The following is a 23,599-nucleotide window of genomic DNA, read 5'->3' as shown; positions in this document are numbered from 1 at the left end:
CGGGCGGCGGTAACGGAAATTTATCGAGTTCTTCCCATCATCCCGGAGAAGGAAGCCGCCAACCGGCCCAATCTGGCGGCGATGCAGGAGAACACGCGCATGCAGGTGCGCGCTCTCGAGGGGTGGAATTCGGGCTCGCTCGATATCGAGATGGTCCGGCGCGTAGAGAACGTGAAGCGGAAACGGATATGACCGATCTTGCATCCGAGCTGCGCGATATCGAGCGCAAGCTGTTCGAGATTCCCGACGAGAAGGTGGCGCAGCTCACTCTTCTGATCGAGCGTTCGCGCGCGGTCGTGCTCTCGGCGGCGCTGGCCGATGCCGCGCTCGGCACCCTGCGCCCGCGCCTGGCCAAGACCCGGCCGCCGCGGCATCTGACGCTGCAGCGTATCTTCTGCCATCCCTTCGAGGATCTGCTGATCCTGCCCGAGGATGGCGACAAGCAGTTCGGCCGTATCTCGCGCGCCTCACTGGCCCCCTGTTGGGAACTCGTTGTGCAGTCGCTCGACCAGGCCGGCGTCAAGGAGCTGGAAGCCAGCCTGCGTGCCTCGACGGCACCGGCGATCGGCGCAAATGCCGATCCGCGCATTCCAAAACTGGGCGCCACCCTGTGGGGCATCGCCGCCCGGCGCCTGCGCGAGGATATCAGCCAGGCCGATTCCGATCCTGCGCATCGCGCCAGTCTGGTCGCCAGATTGGGCAGCGAGACTGCCTATCTCGACCTGGTCGACATGATGTGCGTGCTGGAGATTTCCGGGGCGCTGGAAAAGCTGCGCGAAGAGATGTCGCCCAAGCCGGTCGGCCGGCTGCTCGACATGCAGGTCGAGGCGATCAGGGAAGGCTATGCGGCGCTCTGCGCCAGCGGTGCCGGCCTGCCGGGCTACATGATCGCCTTCGTGGTGGCGCGCCTGAGCGATCCGTTCCAGGCGCTGCCGATTTTCGACGGCATGGGCGATATGCCGACCGGCATCGCCGACCTCAGGCCGGGGCAGTATGCCCGCCGCATGATTGCCGGCGACAGCAAACGCTTCTTCAAGTCGATCGGCCGCGCCGATGCCGGCAAGATGGAAGCCGGCAACATTGCCGGCATGGTGGATGATTTCGTGGTGATGATCGGCCGGCTCAAGGCCGATGGCATGGCCGAAGGCCCGCAACCGGAGATGGATGCAGCCGGCGGCAAGCTGCGCGACATGGTGAAGACCGGCGTGCTGGCCGGCGCCGACACCAAGATCCTCGATGCCCTGGCAACGCCGACGACCATCGAGCCGGGGCAGGAAGCCGCGGTCAAGGAAGCCATCTTTGCTGCCAAGCTGCAGGCCGAGGATCGCGTCTATGCAATCCAGAAAGTGGCACGCGTGGCGGGCGAAATCGGTGCCGGCAAGGATGTCGACGGCACGCTGAAGCAACTGGGCGGCCAGATCGAGCAGGGTGGCAGTACACTGATTGCCGACATCAAGGCGGGCAAGCTGAATGCGCTGGGCAAGGACGCGGCCAGGCAGCAACTTTACGGTGCGGTACGCATGCTCGAACTTGTCAGCGGTGGTACCGCCGCCGGCAAGCTGATGAAGGACGGCCTCGCCGCCATTGAAAAGATGCCGGGCTGATATCATCTTTCTTCCAGCGGGCTTGAGGCGCGCTGAGGAAACGAATGACTGCAAGCCAGAACGATCCGGGCAAAAGTAGTCAGGCTACGTCCGGTTCCGCGGAAACCGGAACGGCTCGCAAGAAGCTGAGCCAGGCCGACGTCAATAAAGCCATTAAGCTGCATCAGGACTATCGCAACGGCGTCTTCGGCGGCCGGCGGGCGATCTTTTCCTTCCACGATCTCGAAGGCATGCTGTTCGCCGGCGCCGATCTCAGCGACGCCGATTTCACCGGCGCCGCCCTGCACGGAGCGAGCCTTGGCGGCTGTAACCTCGACCGCGCCGTGCTGTTCGGCGCCGATCTGCGCATGGTCAACCTGGCCGGGGCCAGCCTGGTGCGCGCCGATCTGCGCGGTGCCCTGCTGCAGGGCGCCAACCTGACCCAGGCCAATCTGTTCGACGCCGATCTGCGTGACGGCATGATCGCCGAGCGCGACAACCGCACGCGTGATATTCGCGCCATGCAGTACAAGACCGGCGCCGCCGACATGCAGGGCGCCGCCATGCAGGGCGCCAACCTGTCCAAGGCACGCATGGGCGGCGTGGTGGCGCAACATACCGATTTCACCGATGCCATCATGGTGGGTTGCAACCTGGTGCGGGCCAATCTGTCGCATGCCAATCTCACCAATGCGGATCTGTCCGGTGCCGACCTGTCGGGCGCCAGCCTGAAAGGCGCCACGCTGACCAATGCGGTGCTGACTGAAGCCAAACTGCAGATGGCCGACATGACCGGCGCCAACACCACGGGCATGCTGGGCGACAAGCCGGCGGGCAAGCCGCTGGAGGATCTCGGCATGCCGCCGGAAGAAGCGTTGCGCCAGCACGGGCTCTGGGTCACTACCGGCGGCGTCGATGGCAGGCTGGTCGATTTCAGCGGCTTCGACCTGCGCAAGATCGGCAGCCTCTACAAGGCACAGCTGACCGGACTGGTGGCGGCCAATGCCGTCTTCTTCGGCCTCAATATGGAGGGCGCGGCGATCCAGGGCGCGCGTCTGCCCGGTGCGGATCTGCGTAACTGTCGTCTGAGCGGGGCGGATCTGCGCGGCGCCAACCTGAAGGGCGCCAACCTGGCTCATGCCGATCTGCGCAAGGCCGATCTGCGGCCGCTGGTGGTGGCTGCCGCCCGCAGTTTTCCCAGCCATCTCGACAATGCCAACCTGCGCCATGCCGACCTGCGTGGCGCGCGGCTGCAGCAGGCCGTATTGCGCGAAGCCGACCTGCAGGAAGCCAGTCTCGAGGGTGCCGAAACCGAAGGCGCCGATTTCACCGATGCCAGCGGGCTAAAACCGCCGGCCTAGCGCTCCGTCGGGCGTTTCAGCGCGGCTTTCATGTCATAGGGTGCCGGCTCGGCGCCGAAGCCTGCCAGGTCGGCGCTGCCGCAACCCAGCATCAGCGGGTCGCAATTCTCACGATCGACCGTCACCCGTGTATTGAAGGCCTGGTGGGTATAGCCGTGCTTGTCGCCGATCCGATAGACCGTCAGGCCTGATTTGTCGCCCGGGCTGGTCGTCCGGCTGCGCAGGCCGAGCAGGGTGGCGTGACCCACTTCCAGGCCCGACAGGCTGGCCGCGATCTGCTCGGCGCGGGCCAGGAAGCCCAGCGTCTCGATAGCGCCGGCACTGCCACCCAGCTCGCGCTGGAACTGGCCGATCAGGATCTGGCCGGGCAGGGCCTTGGCGATGATGCGCGCCAGCGCGATGGTGACCTCGCCGACGATATATTCGAAACCGCGTGGCGTGGTGCCTTCCACTTGGTGGTAGGAGAAATGGCTGCCGATGGTGAAGGCGGCCCGTAGCGTCGGTACCAGCTTCTGATTGCCCTTCTGCCGTGCCAGCGCATTGTCGGCCAGGATCAGCAGCAGGGCCAGCCAGCTGCGCAGGTCGGCATCGGGACCTTCGCCGCGGTTCCAAACATAGAAGCCGTCGCCGACGGTGGAGCGTGCCAGCTCGGTGCGCAGGCCGGCCTGGTTCAGCCGCTTGGCGGCCGAATTGATCGAGTATTCCAGCGACGAAAGTTGCGCCACCTGCTCCAGCGGCGTGTGTTTCGAGAAACTGACGATATCGAACAGGATGACTGCCCGGCTTTCGGTGGCGCTGATGGTATAGCGCTTGACTAGGTTCTCGATCAGCAGCGGGCTGACCTCGCCCTTGGCGGTGCCGACGTTGAAGGGCAGGTCCATGGTCAGCGGGCGGGCACGAAGCAGCTTGCAGGTCTCGGTGAAGCTGGCGGCGTCCATCAGGCGGCGGCCGCGGACCAGGCGCGGCAGTTCCTCGGCGCTGCCGAGCACCGTGTATGGTTCGGAAAAGCAGAAGCTGGCCCGGCTGCCCTCATGGGTCCAGCCGGCAACGATGGTCTTCCCCAGACGCCAGGACGAATGCAGGACGAAATCGATTTCCCGCATACCCTGGCGCACGGCATCGGCTTCGCTCATGGCGGCCGCGCGTCTCGTTATAGTAGTGGTTTCGACTGAATCGGTTGTACTGGTCTGCTACGAGCGCTGACTGCGGGCGAAGGCGATCAGGCCGCTCGTTGCGCCGTCATGATGATGCTGTGTGGCGGCATCGGTCAACTCTTCCAGGATCGGCTTGGCGAGCTGCTTGCCCAGTTCGACGCCCCACTGGTCGAAGGAATTCACGCCCCAGACCGCGCCCTGCACGAAAATCTTGTGTTCGTACAGCGCGATCAGCATGCCCAGATGATAGGGGTCAACCTGCGGCAGCAGGATGGTGGTGCTCGGCCAGTTGCCGGGGAACACCTTGTGCGGCGCCAGCCTTGCGATGGTCGCCTCGTCGGCGCCCTCGGCGCGCAGCTGTTCCTCGGCTTCCAGCCGTGTGCGGCCGCACATCAGGGCTTCCGCCTGGGCGAACACATTGGCCAGCAGCATGTCGTGATGACGCCCGATCGGATAGCGGCTGCGCAGCGGCGCAATGAAGTCGCAAGCGATCACTTCCGGACCCTGATGCAGCAACTGGTAGAAGGCATGCTGGCCATTGGTGCCCGGCTCGCCGAACACGATGGGGCCGGTGGCAAAACCTAGCGGCCGGCCCCAGCGGTCGACGCCCTTGCCATTGCTCTCCATATCCGCCTGCTGCAGATAGGGCGCCAGCTTCGACAGGCCCTGGTCGTAGGGCAGCACGGCGAGCGCCGGCGAATTGAGGAAATTGACGTTCCAGATGCCGGCCAGCGCCATCAGCACCGGCAGGTTCTCCTGCAGCGGTGCGGTGGCGAAATGCCGATCCATCGCATGGGCGCCGTCCAGCAGCTCGCGGAACTTGTCCATGCCAATACCGAGCGCGATCGGGAAGCCGATCGCCGACCACAGCGAATAGCGGCCGCCGACCCAGTCCCAGAACTGCAGCACCTGCTCAGGCCGGATGCCGAACTTGCCGGGCACCGTGGTATTGGCCGACAGGCCCATGAAATGCCGCGGCCAGTCGATGATGCCGGGGCCGAGCTTTTCCTGCAGCCAGGCCCGCGCCGTCTCGGCATTGGCCATGGTTTCCTGGGTGGTGAAGGTTTTCGAGGCCACCACGAACAGCGTGGTTTCCGCCTCGCATTTCTCCAGCGTACGCGCGATGTCGGTGCCGTCCACGTTGCTGACGAAGTAAATGTCGATGCCAGGCAGCTTGTCGGCGGCCAGGGCCTCCAGCGCCATGCGCGGGCCGAGATCGGAGCCGCCGATCCCCATGGCGACCAGGCTCCTGAACGGCTTTTCGGTAGTGCCGCGCCAGCTGCCGTCGCGGAGCGCGGCGATGATCTCGCCCATGCGCTGCAATTCGCCATGCACCAGGGCGGCAATGTCGGCGCCGTCCACCGTCAGGCTGGCACCGGCGGGCAGGCGCAGCGCGGTATGCAGAGCCGCGCGATTCTCGGTGGTATTGATCTTCTCGCCGCGCAGCATGCGGTCGCGCCAGTCTTCGACTCCGGCGGTGCGTGCCAGATCGAGCAGCAGCTCCAACGTTTCGCCGTCGATGCGCTGGCGCGACAGATCGACCAGCAGATTGCCGCAGCGGAAGGAGAGTTTGTCGAACCGTTCGGGGTCGTTGGCGAACAGGTCGCGCAGATGCCGGGTCCGCGTGGCAGAGGCATGGGCGGCAAGGGCGCGCCAGGCAGGCGTCTGGTCGATCGGCGGCGGCAGCGACATAAACCCTCCGGTGCAGTACGGCTTCAGGTGATCACATCGGGCGCGGTACGGCCAGTGATCTCGCGAAGGCCGGTCCGGACTTCGGCGAAGTCGATCAGCGGCTGCAGCCTGGACTGCACATCGTCATTCTGCCGTGCCGGATCCGATTCGAACAACTCGAAATACAAACGAACGGTGGCGCCTTCAGTGCCCGTGCCTGAGAGCCGCGCGATCACCCGGGCCTGCTCGCCGCAGATCACACGCAGGCCCTGGCCCCTGCTTTCGCTACCATCCACCGGGTCGCGATAGGCGAAATCGTCGGCCGCTGTAATGGCCAGCGCGCCGATCTTTTCGCCGGGCAGGCCGGGCAGGGCGGCGCGCAGGCGATCCAGCGCCGCTGCCGCCTGTTTGGCATCCACGGCTTCGTAATCGTGCCGGCTGTAATAATGCCGGCCGAAGCGGCGCCAGTGCGCCTGCAGGATCGACAGCACGGTCTCGCCGGGCTTTGCCGCCAGCAGGTTGAGCCAGAACAGCACGGCCCAGAGACCGTCCTTCTCGCGCACATGGTCCGAGCTGGTGCCGTAGCTTTCCTCGCCGCACAGGGTGATGCGGCCGGCATCCAGCAGGGTGCCGAAGAATTTCCAGCCCGTCGGCGTCTCGAAACTTTCCACCTTCAGTGCAGCAGCCACGGCATCGGAGGCGCGGCTGGTCGGCATCGAGCGTGCCACGCCGCTGATGCCCCTGGCATAGCCCGGCACCAGCGTTGCATTGGCAGCCAGCACGGCCAGGCTGTCGCTGGGCGACACTGCGATGCCCTTGCCGAGGATCATGTTGCGGTCGCCATCGCCATCGGAAGCGGCGGCGAAATCCAGTGTGCCGTCCACCACCACGGCCTGATACAGCTCCGGCGCATGAGCCGGATTGGGGTCGGGATGGCCGCCGCCGAAATCCTCCTTCGGTTCGGCGTTGATCACGCTGGTCGCCGGCGCACCCAGCATGTCGACCAGCAGGCGGCGCGCATAGGGTCCGGTCACCGCATGCATGGCGTCGAAGCGGAATCTGAAACCGGGCCGTGCGATCAGGCGGCGGATCGCGTCGAAGTCGAACAGCGCGCCCACCACGGCGGCATAATCCTCGACCGGGTCGATCACCTGCACGGTCATGCCGCCCAGTCTGTATTCGCCGACCTGGTCGATCCATTGATCCAGCATCCGCTCGCTGACCGAGGAGGGCATGGTCACGCCCTTGACGTCCATCGCGTCCAGGATGCGATAGCGGCCGATGGTCTGTGTGCGCTTGAAGATCGCCTCGGTGACCGCCTCGGGTGCCGGGCCGCCATTGGCGATGTTGTACTTGATGCCGAAATCGCCGTCCGGACCGCCGGGATTGTGGCTGGCCGACAACACCAGGCCGCCGCGGGCCCGATGGCGCCGGATCACCGCACTGGCGGCCGGGGTGGACAGGATGCCGCGCTGGCCGACCAGCACGCGGTCGATGCCGTTGGCCGCCGCCAGGCGCAGGATGGTGGCGATGGCCTCGCGATTAAAAAAGCGTCCGTCGCCGCCCAGTACCAGCGTACCGCCCTGGAGTTCCGGGGCAGTGTCGAACACCGCCTGCACGAAGGCCTCCAGATAGCCGGGTTGCTGGAACACCGTCACCTTTTTGCGCAGGCCGGACGTGCCGGGCTTCTGCCCCTCGAAGGGCGCAATCGCGACTTCACGCAGACTCATGCGGAGAACTCTCGGTCAGGCGATGGGGAAGCGGCTGGAGATATCGTAGCGCGCACCGTTTTTCGCCATCAGGATCACGCTGTGGGTATAGGCGGTGTTTTTCTCGATGGCGATGCCGCGGCAGACCGGACCGGAATTGATGCCGGTGGCGACGAAGACAGCGTCATCGCTCTTTACCAGCTCTGTGCCGCTCATCCATTTGCCGCTGTCGAGGCCGAAGGCCTTCACCTTCTGGGCTTCCTCGTCGCCCTGCGGGTCGACGCGGCCGAAGAATTCGCCGCCCATGGCACGCACGAAGATCGCGGTGATGATGCCCTCGGGTGAACCGCCGGTGCCGAACAGGGCGTCGACGGTGCTGCCCTTCTGCACGGCCATGAAGGCGCCGGCGACATCGCCGTTTTCCTGCAGCACGGTGCGCGCACCGGCCGCATGGATTTCCGCGATCATCGCATGGTGCCGCTTGCGGTTCAAAACGAAGATGCGCAGTTCCGCAACCGGCTTGTTCAGCGCGGCGGCCAGCGCCTCCAGTTTCTTCTTCACAGGCCAGGCCGGATCGATCTTGCCCTTCGCCGGCGGCGGCAGCACCAGCTTGTCCATGTAGAAACTTGGACCGAGATCGAACATCGCGCCACGCGGCGCCAGCGCCATCACCGCCATCGAATTGTCGACGCCGTTGGCCATGTTGGTGGTGCCTTCGATCGGGTCGACGGCGATCTCGATCTCGGGTTCACCCTGGCCGATGCGTTCGCCGCGATACAGCAGCGGGGCATGGTCCTTCTCGCCTTCGCCGATCATCACCACGGCATTGATGTTGATCTCGCTCAGCGCCTTGCGCATCGCCTCTACGGCGGCGCCGTCGCCATCTTCCTTCCGGCTGCGGCCGACCCAGCGATGGGCGGCGACGGCGGCGGCCTCGGTGACAAGGCGGAGGGCGAACGGGAAATCGGCGCGGTCGAACGGACCGGGACGCGTGGTCATGGAGGATACTCCGAGGAATAGGGTCTGATCGGGTCGGGCCGGTGATTTTGATCCGGTCGGTTTATTGCTTGGAAATACGGCAAAAACCGGGCGAGGCCAAGGCGTGGCCGGGTGACTTCGGCGGGTTTTCGGCCGGTCCGGTGCGGTTTGCCGGTTACTGGTCAATGCGGCGGCGCCAGAATTCCTGGCTTTGACGTCCGCCGATATCGCAGCCCTTGGAATAGCGGTAGCCGGACTGGGCCTTGTGGAACACCGGCGGGCCGAGTCTTTGCCAGGCCGGCGGCACCGCCGGGGCCGTGGCGATCTCCAGGATCAGTTTGCGCCGCACCGCCTCATGGAAGGTGTCGAAGCCCTCGGCCACCACCACGAAAGAGCCCGGCCCGCCGATCACGCAGCCTTCGAAATAACGGTCGAGGTCCTCCAGTACCGGGAAGCCCCAGGTATTCACCTTGCCGTTCATGATCGGCAGGCCGTTGATTACGATGCCGGCAGCCAGGGCCTTGTCGCGCGCGAGATCGATCGGTCCGCCGTCGTTGTTCGGTCCGTCGCCGGAAATATCCAGTACCTTGCGCACGCCCTTGAAAGGGCCGGTGCCGAAGCGCGGGATGGCATGGTTGATGGCGCCGGAAATGCTGGTGCGGCGCGCCGTGCGGGTCTGCTGATCGATCAGGCGCTGCGACACCGCGCGCGCGCTGGCTTCGTCATGGATCAGGGTCCAGTCGAGAATCTCGTTCTGCACGTAGGAATCCGACCAGTCGAAATAGGCGATGGCGACCTTGCCATGGATACCGCCCTTGATCGCCTTGATCACATCCTTGTCGATCAGGGCGCGGGCATAGCCTTCGCGCTGCAGCCGGGCCTCATCGGCGTCGATACTGCCGGAAATATCGATGGCCAGAAGCAGTTCGAGATCGACCGGCATCTGCTCGGCAGCCTGCGCCGACGACAGCAGGGCCGATGACAGCAGGGCCGATGATGGCAGGGCTGCCATCGGCAGGCCCGCCAGCCAGGCCAGAACCAGAGCGGTCAGCGGCTTGAGCGGCATGGACCAAGGCTAGTACGGGCCGGCGGCCGCGTCCAAGCAAATTGCGGCAAAATGCCCCGCCAGCCCGGCGACTCCGGTCTCGTATGGGCACCGGGGCTGGACAAGCAGGGGGCGGCTGCCGAGGATGCCGGCCATGACATCAGCCGCCCAGCCAGCCCCTGCCGACCAGTTCGACGTTGCCGTGATCGGTGGCGGCCTGAACGGTCTGACCCAGGCCATCGCTTTGGCCCGGCACGGGATTTCGGTGGCGGTGATCGACCGCGAAGACCCCGCCAGGGCCACCGCCGCCGGCTTCGATGGCCGCGTTTCCGCCATCGCGCTCGCCTCGCAACGCATGCTGGACGCCATCGGCCTGTGGCGCCATGTCAGCGCGGCGCAGCCGATGTGGGATATCCGGGTATCGGATGGCGACTCGCTGCTCTTCGTGCATTACGACCATACCGACATCGGCAGCGACCCTTTCGGCTATCTCGTGGAAAACCGTGTGACCCGGCTGGCGCAGCAGGCGGCGCTGGCCGATTGCCCCAATCTGGAACTGATCGCGCCGATGACGGCACGACACATCGACTATGGCGCGGCTGGTTCCGGCGCGCCGGCTGTGCTCGACCTCGACAATGGCCGGCGGATCGGCGCGCGTCTGGTGATCGGTGCCGACGGGCGCCAGTCGGCGGTGCGCCGCGAGGCCGGCATCCGCACCATCGACTGGTCCTATAACCAGACCGGCATCGTCTGCACCGTGCAGCACGAGCTGCCGCATGAGGGCGTGGCGCAGGAGCGTTTCCTGCCGGCCGGGCCGTTTGCCATCCTGCCGATGACCGACGATGAAGCCGGCAGGCATCGTTCCTCGCTGGTCTGGACCGAACCGACCGAGCGGGCCGCCGCCATCATGGCGCTGGACGACGCCGGCTTCGTCGCCGAGATGCGCCAGCGCTTCGGCACCGGCTATGGCGACTGCGCCGTGGTTGGTCCGCGCTGGTCCTATCCGCTGAGCTTCATGCTGGCGACGCGCTATGCCGGCCATCGCATGGCGCTGATCGGCGATGCCGCCCATGGCATCCATCCGATCGCCGGGCAGGGACTCAATCTCGGCCTGCGCGATATCGCGGCGCTGACCGAAGCCGTGGTCGAGGCACGCCGTCTTGGCCTCGATATCGGCCGCAGCGACGTGCTGGATCGCTACGAACGCTGGCGCCGGGTCGATAATGTCGTGCTGGGCGCGGTCACCGACGGCCTGACCCGGCTGTTCTCCAACGATATCGCCCCGCTCCGGATCGCCCGCGACCTCGGTCTGGGCGTGGTCAACCGTATCGGGCCGCTGAAGAAGCTGTTCATGCGGCATGCCATGGGCGATATCGGCCGGCTGCCGCGCCTGCTGAAGGGCGAATCGCTGGTCTGAGCGCGGTTTTCCGCGGTCCGCACAAAATCCGTTCCGGTTTCCGGGTCCTGAGGCGTCTAACCAAGGGGCAGTATACTTGTCGCCGTCCGGAGACCGCATGACCGTCAAAACCTTCAAGACCTGGTACCTCGTGCATAAATGGACCAGCCTGATCTGCACGGCCTTCCTGCTGATGCTGTGCATCACCGGCCTGCCGCTGATCTTCCATCACGAGATCGAGCATCTGCTGGGCGACACGCCCGAAGTCGCCGAGATGCCGGCCGGCACGCCCATTGTGCCGCTCGACCGGCTGGTGGCCGCCGCGCAGCAGCAGCGGCCCGGCGAGCAGGTGATGTTCATGTCCTGGGACGACGAGGAGCCGGAGCTGGCCTGGATCACCACGGGGCCGGACATGAAGGCGAATGAGAACCTGCATTTTCTCGCCTTCGACAACCGCACCGGCGAAGTTCTGAAGCTGATATCGCAGAACGAACTCAGCTTCATGCGCATCATGTTCCAGCTGCATGTCGACCTGTTCGCCGGCCTGCCGGGCAAGCTGTTCCTCGGCTTCATGGGCCTGCTGTTCGTCGTCGCCATCGTCACCGGTATCGCCGTCTACGGCCCGCTGATGCGCAAGCTCGATTTCGGCACCGTGCGCAAGCAGCGCAGTGCCCGCGTCAAATGGCTCGATCTGCATAACATGCTCGGTATCGTCACCGTGGTCTGGGCGCTGGTGGTCGGCGGCACCGGCGTGATCAACACCTGGGCCGACCTGATCATCAAATACTGGCAGTTTGACCAGCTGGCATCGATGACCGCGCCCTATGTCGGCCAGCCGATGCCGGCGACGCTGGGCTCGCTGGAGGCGGCCATGGCGACGGCACGCAAGGCGGCGCCGGACATGGACCCGGCCTTCGTCGCCTTCCCGGGCGGCAATTTCAGCAGCCCGCATCATTATGCTTTCTTCATGCGCGGCGACGCCCCGCTGACGGCGCGGCTGCTCAAACCGGTGCTGGTGGATGCGCAGACCGCCGCCCTGACCGATACCCGCGACATGCCCTGGTACGTCACCGCGCTGCTGGTCTCGCAGCCGCTGCATTTCGGCGATTACGGCGGCATGCCGCTCAAGGTGATCTGGGCGTTGTTCGACATCGTCACCATCGTGGTGCTGGGCAGCGGCCTGTATCTGTGGCTCAAGCGGCGGCGCAACCCGATCGAGCAGCGTATCCGCGAACTCGAACAGGATGCCGGCGCGCCGCTCGGCCTCGCCGCCCGGAGCAGCCTGTGATGAACATGAAACTGTGGGGCATGCCGATCCTGCTCGGCCTGCTCAGCGGCATCGGCCTGATCGCGGCCCTGCTGGATGATGGCCTGTGGGCGGGGCTGGCGTGGCTGGCGCTCGGCTTTCCGACTGTGTTTTTGGCTGGTTAGGGGGGGCGGCCGGCGCGGCTTTAGGTCTCTATTTTGCCCTGGGATCGCGGCTTAAGCCGCGCGCCTCCAGGCGCTTGAGGTAGTCCTGCCACAGGGCATCCTGATCGTGGCCGTGGTCGTAGAACCATTCCCAGCTGTACAGCCCGGTATCGTGCAGGTCGTCGAATTTGAGCCGCAGGGCATAGGTACCCACCGGCTCGATGCCCATGATGCCGACATGGCGGCGGCCCGGCACCAGGGTCTTCTGCCCGGCGCCGTGGCCCTGCACTTCGGCCGAAGGGCTTTCGATCCGCAGGAATTCCGCTGTGAAGGAAAATGCCTTGCCGTCGGCATAAGCCACTTCCAGCCGCTTCTCGGCGGTGATGTAGCGCACATCGGTGCAGGCCGGACGGCCGGCCTGCTGGTAGAGGGAATGCGGGTTCATCCCGCTCGACACCGATGCCATCGGTTGATCAGAGCAGCGTGTCGTCGATCTGGCGCGCTTCATCCACCAGCATGATCGGGATGCCGTCGCGGATCGGAAAGGCCAGGCCGGCTTTTTCGCTCACCAGCTCGTTGCGGGCGCGGTCATAGGTCAGCGGGCCCTTGGTGACCGGGCAGACCAGCAGTTCAAGCAGCTTCGGATCGACAGGAGCGCCAGTCCGGGAGGGCGGGCTCTGTGGTGCGGCGGTCGGTTCGTTCATCGCTTTGTCTCTCTCAGTTCGGTTTGGCGCCGCGCGGCAGGGTGCTGCCGTCCAGCAGTGCCATTTCCAGCAGGCTGATCAGCATGGCGGCGCGGGACTTGAAGTCGGGTGCTTCCAGCAGCGCCTGTTTCTCGCCAGCGCTGAATGGGCAGATCATCGCCAGCGAATGCACCAGCATGTCGTCATTCACCGCGGTGATCGAATCCCAGTCGGCTGGCAGATTGTGGCGCGCGCAATAGCCGCGCAGTGCATAGATCAGCCGGTCGCGGTCGCACAACCCGTCAGGCACCACCGTCATGTCGCCGGCATAGTCCGAATAGTTTGCTTCGACCTGGCGATAAGGCGTTCCGGCCTCGACCTCGCGCCCGACCTGGAAGCGGCACAGGCCCTTCAGCGTCAGCAGGATGCGGCCGTCATCGGTCTCGGTTGCCGAGACGATCTTGCCCACACAGCCGACCGTATAGACGCCGGCGCCGGTCTTGGGCGACTGGCCGTCGCGGCCATAGGGTTCGGTCGGCTGCACCATGCCGATCAGCTTCGATCCGTCCAGTGCCGCGCGCGTCATCGCCAGATAGCGCGGCTCGAAGATATTGAGCGGCAGCAGGCCGCGCGGCAGCAGCAGCACGCCAGTCAGCGGGAAGATCGGGATGGTGCTGCTCAGTTCTTCGATGCTGCCGGGACACTGGGACTCATGCATCGCTGCTGCCTGCCTGGTTCAGGCAAACAGGATCGACGACAGCCGGCGGCGCGCATCGACCACCACCGGATCCATCGGACCCATTGCCTCGAAGATTTTCACCAGCTGCTTGCGCGCGGCCTCCTCGTTCCATTTGCGGTCGCGCTTGACGATATCCAGCAGCTGGTCGATGGCGGCTTCGGCCTGGCCGGCGCCGTGCAGCGCCACGGCATAATCCAGCCGGGCCTGGTGGTCGTTCGGATTGGCCGCCACGGCGGCTTCCAGCGGCTTCAGGTTGCCGGCCGCCTGGCTGCCGGCTTCCAGCAGCTCCAGCGCCGAGCGCGCGGCCACCACATCGGCATGCTCGGCCTTCTCCGGCGGAATGTCGGCCAGAATTTCCTTGGCGCCCTCGATCTCGCCCATGCCGATCAGGGCACGCGCCAGACCGCCCAGCGCCGAGATGTTCTCCGGCTCGGTGCCCAGCGCGGTGGAGAAGGCGGTCGCGGCATCTTCCCAGGCCTGGTTGCCCAGCGCGGCCTTGCCGGCCTCGATGGCTTCCGCGGCGGTGTCCTCGATGGCGCCGGCACCCGGCAGGCCCTCGACGAATTTCTTCAGCTGGCTTTCCGGCAGCGCGCCGACGAAGCCGTCCACCGGCTGGCCCTGCGAGAAGGCGTAGACGGCCGGGATCGACTGGATGCGCAGCTGCTGCGCCAGCGGCTGGTTTTTCGGATCGTCGACGTTGATCTTGACCAGGCGCAGCTTGCCGTTGGCCGCCTTGACCAGTTTCTCCAGCGCCGGGGTCAGCTGCTTGCAGGGGCCGCACCACGGCGCCCAGAAGTCGACCAGCACCGGCTGTTTCATCGAGGCCTGCACCACGTCTTCCATGAAGGTGGTGATGTCGGCGTCCCTGATCAGGTCTGCAGCCGCAGCGGGTGCTGCACCGGGAGCTGTCCCGGCGGCTGCGGTCAGGCCGGTCAGGCTGCCGGGAAGGCTGGCTGGGGATTTGGGCGAAAGGTCCATGGCGGTTATCGTCGCTTGCAAAAAAGGGTTTGCCGTTGGCATCACAGATAAGGGCGTAACGGGCAAAAGCCAACTGCCCGCGCCGCAAATGCCGACAGTCATGCCGAAAATATAGGCATGCCCATGGCCGGGACAAGCCGGTTACATGCAGGAGAATCGGTGATTCACCATGGTACGGCTCTTGCTTCGTTGCAGACAGGCAAAGCATGACCCCCGACCGTATCGACATCACCTGGATCCTGATCGCCACCTGCATGATCTTCACCATGCAGGCGGGGTTCTGCTGTCTGGAAAGCGGCTTCGTGCGCGCCAAGAACAGCATCAACGTAGCGTTGAAAAATCTGGCCGATTTCTGCATCGCCGGCCTGCTGTTCTGGGCCTTCGGTTTCGCCTTCGCCTTCGGCGCCGGCAGCGGCTGGATCGGCGCCAGCCAGTGGCTGTTCGACGGCCGCGGGGCGCTTGCCACCGGCGCCTTTTTCCTGTTCCAGCTGATGTTCTGCGGCACCTCGGCCACCATCGTCTCGGGTGCGGTGGCCGAGCGGGTCAGCTTCGCCAGCTATATCGCCATCACCATCGTGATCTCCGGCCTGATCTATCCGGTCTATGCCCACTGGGCCTGGAATACCGGGCAGTTCGGCGGCGAGGCCGGCTGGCTTGCCGCGCTCGGTTTCGTCGATTTCGCCGGCTCCAGCGTGGTGCATTCGATCGGCGGCTGGGTCTCGCTGGCCGCCGTGCTGATCATCGGCCCGCGCAAGGGCCGTTTCCTGCCCGGCCAGCCCAGCATGCGCGGCCATGATCTGGTGATGTCGACGCTCGGCGTCATGCTGCTGTGGTTCGGCTGGTTCGGTTTCAACGGCGGCTCGACGCTGGCGCTGAACGAAACCGTGCCGTCGATCCTGATCAACACCACGCTGGGCGGCTGCGCCGGCGGCGTCGCCAACCTGATTCTGTCGCAGCTGCTCTACAACAAGATCCGCGTCGAGGATTTCCTCAACGGCACGCTGGCCGGCCTGGTGGCGATCACCGCCAACTGCCACAACACCTCGGGGCTGGGCGCCGTGATCATCGGCGCGGTCGGCGGCGCGGTGGCGCTGCTCGGCGCCGAACTGCTGGAGCGCTGGAAGATCGACGATGCGGTGGGTGCCGTGCCGGTGCATCTGCTCGCCGGCATCTGGGGCACGCTGGCGGTGGCGCTGTTCGGCGATCCGGCCGGCTGGCCCATTCCAGCGGATGGTGTTCCTCACGATCGTTTCACCCAGTTCGGCATCCAGCTGCTCGGCTGCGTGGCGGCCGGCATCTACGGCTTCGGCATTTCCTATATCCTGCTGCGCCTGGTCAATCTGGCGGTGCCGCTGCGCGTCGCCGCTGCAGCCGAAGCCATCGGCCTCAACCAGGCCGAACACGGCGCCGGTTCGGCGATGCTCGATCTGGTTGGCGACATGGAGCGCCAGCGTCGCGAGGGCCGTTTCGACCAGCCGGTGCGCGTCGTGGTCGGCTCTGAAGTAGAACCCATTGCACTCCAGTACAATCGCGTGATCGCGCGGGTGAACCGCGATGCCGATGCGCTGCGCCGCGCCATCGAGGACCTCAAACGCGCCAAGCAGGCCGCCGAAGAGGCCAGCAATGCCAAATCGGCCTTCCTCGCCAATATGAGCCACGAGCTGCGCACGCCGCTCAATGCCGTGATCGGCTTTTCCGAAATTCTCACCAACGAGCTGTTCGGCCAGTTGGGCGATGCGCGCTACAAGGATTACGCCAGCGACATCCTGGCCAGCGGCCGCCATCTGCTCAGCCTGGTCAACGACCTGCTCGACCATACCCGCATCGAGGCCGGCCGCGTCGAACTCAGCGAGGCCGAACTGGATGTGCAGGAGCAGGCCGAGGCGGCGTTGCGCCTGATGCGCGAACGCGCCGCCGCCGCCAAGGTCGCGCTGCTGGCCAGCTTCCCGGATGTGTTGCCCTACCTGATGGCCGACGAGCGCGCCTTCCGCCAGATGCTGCTCAACCTGCTCGGCAACGCGGTGAAATTCACCCCGGCCGGCGGCAGCGTCACGCTGGCGGCACGCCTGGAAGGCGACGGGCGGCTGGCCATCTCGGTCAGCGATACCGGTATCGGCATGAAGCGCGAGGAGGTGCCGCGCGCGCTCGAACCCTTCGTGCAGCTGCACCACCATATGAACAAGGCCTATGGCGGCACCGGGCTCGGCCTGCCGCTGGTGCAGGCGCTGATGCGGTTGCATGGCGGCTCGATCACCATCGACAGCAGCGAAGGCGCCGGTACCACGGTGACCATCCGCTTTCCGCGCCAGCGCGCGCGCCAGCTGCCCATGGTGGCGGCGGACTAGGGCGGCCGCGGACTAGAGGCGCGCCTCGACGTGGAACGACTTGGCGGTGATCAGCCAGCGCTGGTCGATGCAGTGGTAGCAAAGATAATCGAGGTAGAGGATCGCGTTGATCCTGACCCGCACCTTGGCCAGGGCCTGATCGGCGGCGGCGATGTCGAGCAGCAGGATTTCCTGTTGCCGGGGCGCACCCTGCGACCGGGGCGACGGTGTGCCGCTCAGCATGTCCCGATAGGCGGCGGCTGGAATCGCCGTGATGAGCCCGCCTGCCCTGAAGCCATGCAACTGCGCGCTGGTGTGAAAGACGGCGTCGAAATCTGCGACATCGCCGTCATACATGAGATCGAAATACCGCTGCACCGCCTGTGTCAGCGCTGCCATGTCTGTCGTCATCTCTGTCGTCATCGCGGCCTCCCTGCTTGCCGAGGCGGAACGGTGGCATAATCGGCGGGGGCGAATCCTTGCGATTCAATCTGTTTAAATGCTGCTCTTTGGCACATTATGCCTTTCTGGATAGGTGGAAGGGCTGGATATGCCAAAAAATGATCTCGATGCCATCGACTGCCGGATCATTGCCGCGCTGCAGGCAGATGGGCGGCTGAGCAATATCGAGCTGGCCGACCGGGTCGGCCTGTCGCCATCGCCTTGCCTGCGCCGGGTGAAGCGGCTTGAGGCGGAGGGATATATCGAAGCCTACCGGGCCGTGCTGCGGCGTCAGCGCGTCGGGCTCGGCTTCTCGGTCTTTGTCGGCGTCAAGATTGGCGAACATGCCAACGCGCATGCCGATGCTTTCGATACCGCGGTGCTGGCCATGCCGGAAGTGATCGCCTGCCATATCGTGTCGGGGCCGGCCGATTACATGCTGGAGGTCGTCGTTCCCGATCTCGAGCATTATCAGCGCTTCCTGCTCGGCAAGTTGCTCAACCTGCCGATCGTGCGCGAAGTGCAGAGCAATATCGCCATCCAGACACTCAAGGCCGGCGTGCCATTGCCGCTGGATCACCTCGCACCCTGAAGTCTGGCGGACTAAGCCGCCTTGCGCTTCTGCCCGTCGAGGACGTGGCCGACGGCGATGATATGGCGGCGCAGCCACAGCGAACCGGGATCGTTCTGGTGCCGCACCGGCCAGAACAGGTATTCCTCGTCGGCCTCGGGCTGCAGCGGCGGTGCCACCGTCACCAGATTGAGCTGTTTGCTGAGGCTGGCGACCAGCCGGCCCGGCACGAAGGCGACCAGATCGCTCTGCGCCACGGTGTGTAATGCCTGTAGGTAGCTCGGCACTGACAGTGCAATGCGGCGCTGGATGCCCTGGCCTTGCAGCCAGGTGTCGATCAGGTCTTCGCTCTGGCCGCGGCCGATCACCGCCACATGGCGTGCGGCCAGGAACTGCGCCATGCGACCCAGCTTCGCGCCCACCGGATGGCCATGCCGCACCGCGAGGCGATCCACGTCGCCGAACAGGCGCTGGCGATGAAAGCCGGGCAAAGCACCCGGCCGGCAGTTGAATGCAAAATCGATGCTGCGGGCGATCTCCGCCGCAATCGCGCCGCTGGCCTGCAACGGCGCACCGCGCCAGGGCGTGATGTCCAGCCGCACGCCGGGCGCTTCATCGGCAATGCGGCTCACCAGCGGCGGCAGCACGAAATTGATGATGTAGTCGGGGATCATCAGCGCAAAGCGCCGCGTGCTGGTGGCCGGATCGAAACCGTCGGCCACGAACAGCCCGCGCACCTGTTCCAGCGTCTGTTTCAGGGGGCTGCGCAAACCCTGCGCCCGCGGCGTCAGTTCCATGCCGGGACCGACGCGCACCAGCAGCGGGTCGCCCAGCAGCTCGCGCAGGCGGCGCAGCGCATGGCTCATCGCCGGCTGCGACAGGCCGACGCGCAAGGCCGCGCGGCCGACATGCGCCTCGGTCACCAGCGCATCCAGCGCCACCAGCAGGTTGAGGTCGAGGGCCGATAAATTCATACCGCGAATATAGATCATACAGACTATTGATTGGAAGAATGATTCCGCTCACGGCATTCTCCCTGTCAGCAGGAGGACCGACGATGACCGCACCGCAGAAACATACCAGCCCGAAGCAGGCGGCGGCCAACAAGGCACTGCTGCAATGGGTGTTCGCCGATCTGGCCTCCGGCAACGGCCGGCCGTTCCTCGACCTGCTGGCCGAAGAGGTCGTCTGGCATGTCGAGGGTAGCACCGCCTGGTCGCGAAGCTATCGCGGCAAAGCGGCCGTGAAGGCCGATCTGCTCAAACCGTTATTCGAGGTGCTGGCCGGGCCGAACCCGTTGTCGGTGTTGCGGATGATCGCGGAAGACGACTGCGTCGCGGTGCAGGCGCGCGGCAATGCCGTGACCCGTGCCGGCGCACCTTACTGCAACAGCTATTGCATGATCTTCCGGCTGCAGGACGGCCGCGTGGTGGAAATCACCGAATATGCCGATACCGCGCTGATCGAGCGCGTGCTGCCCTATCCGGCCGGCGTCGCGTCGGTGGCGGGCTGAAAGCGCCGCACCGCCAGCAGACCGATCAGGGCAAAGACCACGAAGGTCACCGCCTGCGTGATCGCAAATGGCGGTTCGCTCAGCGTGGGGGCGGCGGCCTGCAAAGCCGGAATCCTGGTGAAGACCTGCGCGATCAGCACGAAGACCAGGAAATACAGGCTGGCCACCGCGCCGCCGGCATAGATCGCGCGCCACCTGCCGCGCAGGCGAAAGCCGTATTGCGCCGGCAGGGTGGCCGCCAGCACCAGCAGGGCGGCGATGCCCACGCCATGCGAGGGCAGGAACTGCGTGAAGGGAAACAGGAAGCCGGTACCGCTGGTCAGTCCGGCGGTGACGAGGAACAGATGCGTCTGCCCGGCGCGCTGCCGTCCGCCCAGCAGGTCGGCGACGACGGAGGCGCCGACGATAATGGCGATCAGGCTGAGCGCGGTATGGGCGATGAGGAGGGTGAGGAACATGGGGTTCTCGGGAGCTTGGGGCCAGTCTGATTCTTACTATGCACCGGCCGGGCGACGATAGACGATATTATACAGAAGTTTAGGGGGTGGTCAGGCGAGCTTTTTTTAAGCAATCAAGATCAGTCTGATGCTTGGAGATGTCATTTTCCAGATCATGGATATCTTTCTGTATCCGGGAGATAGCTATCTGTTTTAGTGTTATTAAATCCATAAGAGATACTATTGGTATGACCTTGTCATTTACTCGAACAAGATGGCTACGAGTTTTGATGTCGGCGTAATTAATTTCCTCTGGTGGAGTTATAATATCGGCGTAATGAGTGCCCTTAAGTTGGATTTTTTTGTTGGGCTTAGAGAGTTCCACTGCACTGTATGGAACGTTCATGCCAAGAGACGTTAAGGCGTGAAGAAGTTTGATTGCATTTCCCGCTTCGTTATCAGTCATTAAATCCAAATCATCAACCTCGGTTCGGCACCCATAATGCTGTACCGCTAATCCACCAATCAAAATAAAGTCGACTTTATATTCAGTGAGCCTTTGTATCAGCTCACCATTTGGTCCGAAGCTGTATAGATTCTCCAACGTCACTCAATCCCGATCACGATCTTCCCGAAATGGCTGCCGCTGCCCATGTGGTTGAAAGCGGCGCGCACGCCGGCCTCTGAAAACTCGAACCGCTCGTCCAGCACCGGCTTCAGCTTGGCCAGCGTCATGGCGCGCAGCATGGCATCCAGTCCGTCCTTCGATCCCACCGTCACGCCCTGCAGCCGCACCTGCTGCATCACCACCAGCGGAATCTGCAGATCGTTGCTGGCGCCCGACAGCACGCCGATCATGGCGATGAAACCGCCCGGCCGGATGGCGCGGATCGACTGCATCAGCGTGCCGGCACCGCCCAGTTCCACGATATGGTCGAGCCCGGCCCCGTTGGTCAGCGCGCGCGCCGTGCGGCCCCATTGCGGATCGGCTTTGTAGTTGATGACATGGTCGGCGCCCATGGCTTTCACACGCGCCAGTTTTTCATCCGACGACGAGGTCATGATCACCTCGGCGCCGGCCAGCTTGGCGAATTGCAGCGCAAACAGCGCCACGCCGCCGGTGCCCTGGATCAGCACGCGCATCCCCGGCTGCACGCGGCCGAGCGTGACGATGGCGCTCCAGGCGGTCAGCGCCGCGCAGGGCAGGGCGGCAGCCTCTTCGAAGCTCAGATGTGCCGGAACATGCGCCAGCGCGTATGCCGGGAACGTGCGCTGCTCGCAGAGCCAGCCGTCGAAAGGTCCGCCCTGGCTGACGGCGAATTTCTCCACGCTGGGTTCGCCGCTTTGCCATGCAGGAAAGAAATGACCGAGGACACGGTCGCCGGGCCTGAATCCCGTCACACCGTCGCCCACCGCGATCACCTCGCCGGCGCCATCCGATACCGGGATCAGCGGCAGTTTCTGTTTCGGGTTATACGTGCCCTGCGCCATCAGCCAGTCGCGGAAATTCAGCGAGCAGGCCTTCACCCGCACCCGCACCTCGCCGGGCTTCGGCTTCGGGTCCGGCCGCTCGGTCATGCGTAAGCTGTCGACCGAAAAGCTCTGCAGTTCGATCGCGCGCATGGCTGCTGTCCTCAGGCCTCAAAACTGACGGCGCAGCGGCCCAGGCCCTCGGCCTCGATCTCGAACACGTCGCCGGGCGCCGCCGCCTGCATGGCAAAATACGTCCCGGTCATGATCACATCGCCGGCGCGCAGCGGCATTTCGTCGGTCACCATGCGCGCCGCCAGCCAGGCCAGCGCATGCAGCGGGCTGCCATACACCGCCTCGCCGTTGCCGCTGATCGCCGCATTGCCGTTTTTGGTCATGCTCATGGCCATGCGGCGCAGGTCGAGGCCGTCGAGCCTGCGCGCCGGTGCGCCGAGCACGAAGGCGCCGCCATTGGCATTGTCGGCCACCAGGTCGACCGGCTTGGCATCCAGGTTGGCGATACGCCCGCCCACCACCTCGATGGCCGGCAGGCAGTAACCCACGGCGCGGATCACATCGGCGAGCGTCGGCTGTTCCATCGCCAGGTCGCGCTCCAGCACGATAGCCACTTCGCCCTCGACGCGCGGCTGCATCACGCGGCCCCGGGCCACCATGTCGCCGTCGCCCATCAGCATGTCGGCATAGAGGATGCCGTAGGCCGGTTCGGTCAGGCCCATCGCCTTCTGCGCCGCGCGGTTGGACAGCGCGATCTTGCGGCCGATGCTGCGCCGCCCGGATTTCAGCCAGTGGTCGCGGTTGACGCCCTGCACGGCATAGGCGGCGGCCATGTCGCCGGCCAGCAGCTCGCGTACCGGTGCGCAGGCGATGCCGGTCTCGCCGGCCTGGCGCAGGCGGTCGGCGGCTTCGGCCAGAACAGATTGCGATACGGCGGGGGTGATCTGGATCATGATCAGACCAGCCCTGCCGCGGCATTGGTCTGGGCGGCACCGACGCCGACCGACTCGCCAGCGGCGACGATCTCGCCCCAGGTGGTGGCATCCACCGGAATGCCCTCGTGGTTGCGCTTGGCGCGATATCGGCGTTCCGGTTCGCCGGCCACCTGCACGCCGGTGCTGTCTGGCGCTTTCGGCGAGGCCTTGACGAAATCGACGAAGGCGGCGACTTCCCGGCGCCAGCTCTGCGCGCCGCCCAGTTTCGAAGGATCGACGATCACCGAGAACATGTTGTTGGTGATGGTGTTCTTCGCCCAGCTGCCGTCATGCATGGTGATGCCGCCGGTGAAGGCGCCGGCCAGCAGCTCGGCGATCACCGCCAGGCCATAGCCCTTGTGTTCGCCGAAGGCGAGGATGGCGCCGGTCGGCGGATCGAACATCGTTCTGGGATCGTTGGTCGCATTGCCGGCTGAATCGATCAGCGTGCCGGGCGCCACCTGCTCGCCCTTGTTCATCGCCACGCGCACCTTGCCCATGGCGATCTTGGAAGTCGCCATGTCGAGCACGATCGGCTCGCCGCCGGGCTCAGTGGCGGGAATGGCGCAGCAATAGGGATTGGTGGCGAAACGCGCATCGGCGCCGCCGAAAGGGGCCACCAGCGGCGGCCGGCCGACCACGTTGACATAATGCGTCGAGATCATGCCGGCGGCGGCGCATTGCTCGCCCCAGTGGCCGATGCGGCCGATATGGTGGCTGTCGCGCAGGGCCACGATGCAGGCGCCGGCCTCTCTGGCGCGACGGATGCCCAGTTCCATCGCCTCGTGGCCGATCACCTGGCCATAGCCCATGCCACCGTCGAGATTGAGGATGGCGCCGAAATCGCCGGCCACCCGCACCGACCGGTTCACGCTCAGCCGCTTTTCGACCACGGCCAGGATATATTGCGGCAGCATGCCGACGCCGTGGCTGTCATGGCCGCTGAGATTGGCCAGCACCAGGTTGTCGGCGACCAGGGTGGCTTCGCGCTCGTTGCTGCCGCCGGCCAGGCAGATATGGCGCACGGCGGTGCGCAGCTTGTCCGGCGCGACGGTGACGGTTCCACCCATGGTTCTGTATCCCTTTCTCGGTCGGTCTCTGGTTTATCGGAAAGCCGGCAGGTCGACAATATCGTAAGGCTACGGAG

The 23,599-nt window shown here is 65.3% G+C and carries 25 protein-coding genes; 9 read left to right on the top strand and 16 right to left on the bottom strand.

The annotated features are described in order from the left end of the window. From OJJ21_RS17715 to OJJ21_RS17705, 3 genes are all read left to right on the top strand, one after another. Positions 1–192, top strand: a 192-nt coding sequence (locus OJJ21_RS17715) for a hypothetical protein (protein ID WP_297688270.1), incomplete at its 5' end; no start/stop codon positions are given. Next, positions 189–1,604, top strand: a complete 1,416-nt coding sequence (locus OJJ21_RS17710) for a hypothetical protein (RefSeq protein WP_297688268.1) — start codon at positions 189–191, stop codon at positions 1,602–1,604. The genes OJJ21_RS17715 and OJJ21_RS17710, both read left to right, overlap by 4 nt. Positions 1,605–1,648: 44 nt before the next feature. Then, entirely contained in the window at positions 1,649–2,944 is a 1,296-nt protein-coding gene (locus OJJ21_RS17705) for a pentapeptide repeat-containing protein (protein WP_297688265.1), read from the top strand. On the opposite strand, the gene OJJ21_RS17700 is transcribed toward OJJ21_RS17705, so the two are convergent. From OJJ21_RS17700 to OJJ21_RS17680, 5 genes are all read right to left on the bottom strand, one after another. Then, positions 2,941–4,077: a hypothetical protein gene (locus OJJ21_RS17700; RefSeq protein WP_297688263.1), complete on the bottom strand. Its 1,137-nt coding sequence runs from the start codon at positions 4,075–4,077 to the stop codon at positions 2,941–2,943. The two genes, OJJ21_RS17705 and OJJ21_RS17700, sit on opposite strands and share 4 nt — an antisense overlap. A gap of 57 nt (positions 4,078–4,134) precedes the next feature. Continuing rightward, positions 4,135–5,790 carry a glucose-6-phosphate isomerase gene (gene pgi / locus OJJ21_RS17695; protein WP_297688261.1) on the bottom strand — a complete coding sequence of 552 codons (1,656 nt, stop codon included), beginning with the start codon at positions 5,788–5,790 and terminating at the stop codon, positions 4,135–4,137. A gap of 23 nt (positions 5,791–5,813) precedes the next feature. Next, entirely contained in the window at positions 5,814–7,499 is a 1,686-nt protein-coding gene (locus OJJ21_RS17690) for an alpha-D-glucose phosphate-specific phosphoglucomutase (RefSeq protein WP_297688259.1), read from the bottom strand. A gap of 15 nt (positions 7,500–7,514) precedes the next feature. Next, on the bottom strand, positions 7,515–8,477 hold the full coding sequence (glpX, locus tag OJJ21_RS17685; protein ID WP_297688257.1) for a class II fructose-bisphosphatase: 963 nt from the start codon (positions 8,475–8,477) through the stop codon (positions 7,515–7,517). 154 nt (positions 8,478–8,631) lie between these two features. Continuing rightward, positions 8,632–9,522 carry a DUF1194 domain-containing protein gene (locus tag OJJ21_RS17680; RefSeq protein WP_297688255.1) on the bottom strand — a complete coding sequence of 297 codons (891 nt, stop codon included), beginning with the start codon at positions 9,520–9,522 and terminating at the stop codon, positions 8,632–8,634. A 133-nt stretch (positions 9,523–9,655) separates the two neighbouring features. Here OJJ21_RS17680 and OJJ21_RS17675 point away from each other — a divergent pair, with 133 nt between their 5' ends. From OJJ21_RS17675 to OJJ21_RS17665, 3 genes are all read left to right on the top strand, one after another. After that, a complete protein-coding gene (locus OJJ21_RS17675; protein WP_297688253.1) occupies positions 9,656–10,918 on the top strand; it encodes a UbiH/UbiF/VisC/COQ6 family ubiquinone biosynthesis hydroxylase in 1,263 nt (420 codons plus the stop codon). 97 nt (positions 10,919–11,015) lie between these two features. Further along, on the top strand, positions 11,016–12,185 hold the full coding sequence (locus tag OJJ21_RS17670) for a PepSY domain-containing protein (protein WP_297688251.1): 1,170 nt from the start codon (positions 11,016–11,018) through the stop codon (positions 12,183–12,185). Then, entirely contained in the window at positions 12,185–12,328 is a 144-nt protein-coding gene (locus OJJ21_RS17665; RefSeq protein WP_297688249.1) for a hypothetical protein, read from the top strand. Before OJJ21_RS17670 ends, OJJ21_RS17665 begins: the two co-directional genes overlap by 1 nt. 28 nt (positions 12,329–12,356) lie before the next feature. Here OJJ21_RS17665 and OJJ21_RS17660 read toward each other — a convergent pair whose 3' ends face one another. From OJJ21_RS17660 to OJJ21_RS17645, 4 genes are read right to left on the bottom strand one after another with little or no spacing between them, the layout of a single operon-like run. Next, positions 12,357–12,752, bottom strand: a complete 396-nt coding sequence (locus tag OJJ21_RS17660) for a DUF971 domain-containing protein (protein ID WP_297688247.1) — start codon at positions 12,750–12,752, stop codon at positions 12,357–12,359. 28 nt (positions 12,753–12,780) lie between these two features. Further along, on the bottom strand, positions 12,781–13,011 hold the full coding sequence (locus OJJ21_RS17655; protein ID WP_297688245.1) for a Trm112 family protein: 231 nt from the start codon (positions 13,009–13,011) through the stop codon (positions 12,781–12,783). Positions 13,012–13,024: 13 nt separating this feature from the next. Beyond that, on the bottom strand, positions 13,025–13,708 hold the full coding sequence (locus tag OJJ21_RS17650) for an LON peptidase substrate-binding domain-containing protein (RefSeq protein WP_297688243.1): 684 nt from the start codon (positions 13,706–13,708) through the stop codon (positions 13,025–13,027). An 18-nt stretch (positions 13,709–13,726) separates the two neighbouring features. After that, positions 13,727–14,707 (bottom strand): co-chaperone YbbN, encoded by a 981-nt coding sequence (locus OJJ21_RS17645; protein ID WP_297688241.1) that lies wholly within the window; start codon positions 14,705–14,707, stop codon positions 13,727–13,729. Positions 14,708–14,913: 206 nt separating this feature from the next. Between OJJ21_RS17645 and amt the strand changes: the two genes are divergently transcribed. Further along, the gene (amt, locus tag OJJ21_RS17640) at positions 14,914–17,052 is read left to right on the top strand and encodes an ammonium transporter (RefSeq protein ID WP_297688240.1); all 2,139 of its coding nucleotides are present in this window, start codon (positions 14,914–14,916) and stop codon (positions 17,050–17,052) included. A 12-nt stretch (positions 17,053–17,064) separates the two neighbouring features. Here amt and OJJ21_RS17635 read toward each other — a convergent pair whose 3' ends face one another. Continuing rightward, positions 17,065–17,454: a nuclear transport factor 2 family protein gene (locus OJJ21_RS17635; protein WP_297688238.1), complete on the bottom strand. Its 390-nt coding sequence runs from the start codon at positions 17,452–17,454 to the stop codon at positions 17,065–17,067. Positions 17,455–17,581: 127 nt separating this feature from the next. Here OJJ21_RS17635 and OJJ21_RS17630 point away from each other — a divergent pair, with 127 nt between their 5' ends. After that, on the top strand, positions 17,582–18,064 hold the full coding sequence (locus tag OJJ21_RS17630) for an Lrp/AsnC family transcriptional regulator (protein ID WP_297688237.1): 483 nt from the start codon (positions 17,582–17,584) through the stop codon (positions 18,062–18,064). 11 nt (positions 18,065–18,075) lie between these two features. Here OJJ21_RS17630 and OJJ21_RS17625 read toward each other — a convergent pair whose 3' ends face one another. Next, a complete protein-coding gene (locus tag OJJ21_RS17625; RefSeq protein WP_297688235.1) occupies positions 18,076–19,017 on the bottom strand; it encodes a LysR family transcriptional regulator in 942 nt (313 codons plus the stop codon). An 83-nt stretch (positions 19,018–19,100) separates the two neighbouring features. Here OJJ21_RS17625 and OJJ21_RS17620 point away from each other — a divergent pair, with 83 nt between their 5' ends. Continuing rightward, positions 19,101–19,556: a nuclear transport factor 2 family protein gene (locus tag OJJ21_RS17620; RefSeq protein ID WP_297688233.1), complete on the top strand. Its 456-nt coding sequence runs from the start codon at positions 19,101–19,103 to the stop codon at positions 19,554–19,556. Here the strand turns inward: OJJ21_RS17620 and OJJ21_RS17615 are convergent. From OJJ21_RS17615 to OJJ21_RS17595, 5 genes are all read right to left on the bottom strand, one after another. After that, entirely contained in the window at positions 19,523–20,014 is a 492-nt protein-coding gene (locus OJJ21_RS17615; RefSeq protein WP_297688231.1) for a hypothetical protein, read from the bottom strand. The genes OJJ21_RS17620 and OJJ21_RS17615 overlap by 34 nt on opposite strands. Before the next feature lie 79 nt (positions 20,015–20,093). Then, on the bottom strand, positions 20,094–20,603 hold the full coding sequence (locus OJJ21_RS17610) for a hypothetical protein (RefSeq protein WP_297688229.1): 510 nt from the start codon (positions 20,601–20,603) through the stop codon (positions 20,094–20,096). Then, entirely contained in the window at positions 20,600–21,616 is a 1,017-nt protein-coding gene (locus OJJ21_RS17605) for an NAD(P)-dependent alcohol dehydrogenase (protein WP_297688227.1), read from the bottom strand. Before OJJ21_RS17605 ends, OJJ21_RS17610 begins: the two co-directional genes overlap by 4 nt. A gap of 11 nt (positions 21,617–21,627) precedes the next feature. Continuing rightward, a complete protein-coding gene (locus tag OJJ21_RS17600) occupies positions 21,628–22,431 on the bottom strand; it encodes a fumarylacetoacetate hydrolase family protein (protein ID WP_297688225.1) in 804 nt (267 codons plus the stop codon). A gap of 2 nt (positions 22,432–22,433) precedes the next feature. After that, complete coding sequence (locus tag OJJ21_RS17595; RefSeq protein ID WP_297688223.1) at positions 22,434–23,522, bottom strand: malate/lactate/ureidoglycolate dehydrogenase; 1,089 nt, start codon at positions 23,520–23,522, stop codon at positions 22,434–22,436. Positions 23,523–23,599 lie beyond the last annotated feature (77 nt).

It is taken from the genome of Ferrovibrio sp., assembly GCF_025869515.1.
Taxonomy (GTDB): Bacteria; Pseudomonadota; Alphaproteobacteria; order Ferrovibrionales; family Ferrovibrionaceae; genus Ferrovibrio.
The sequence above is the reverse complement of the archived record's forward strand: the minus strand, read 5'-3'. Positions and strand labels throughout refer to the sequence as shown.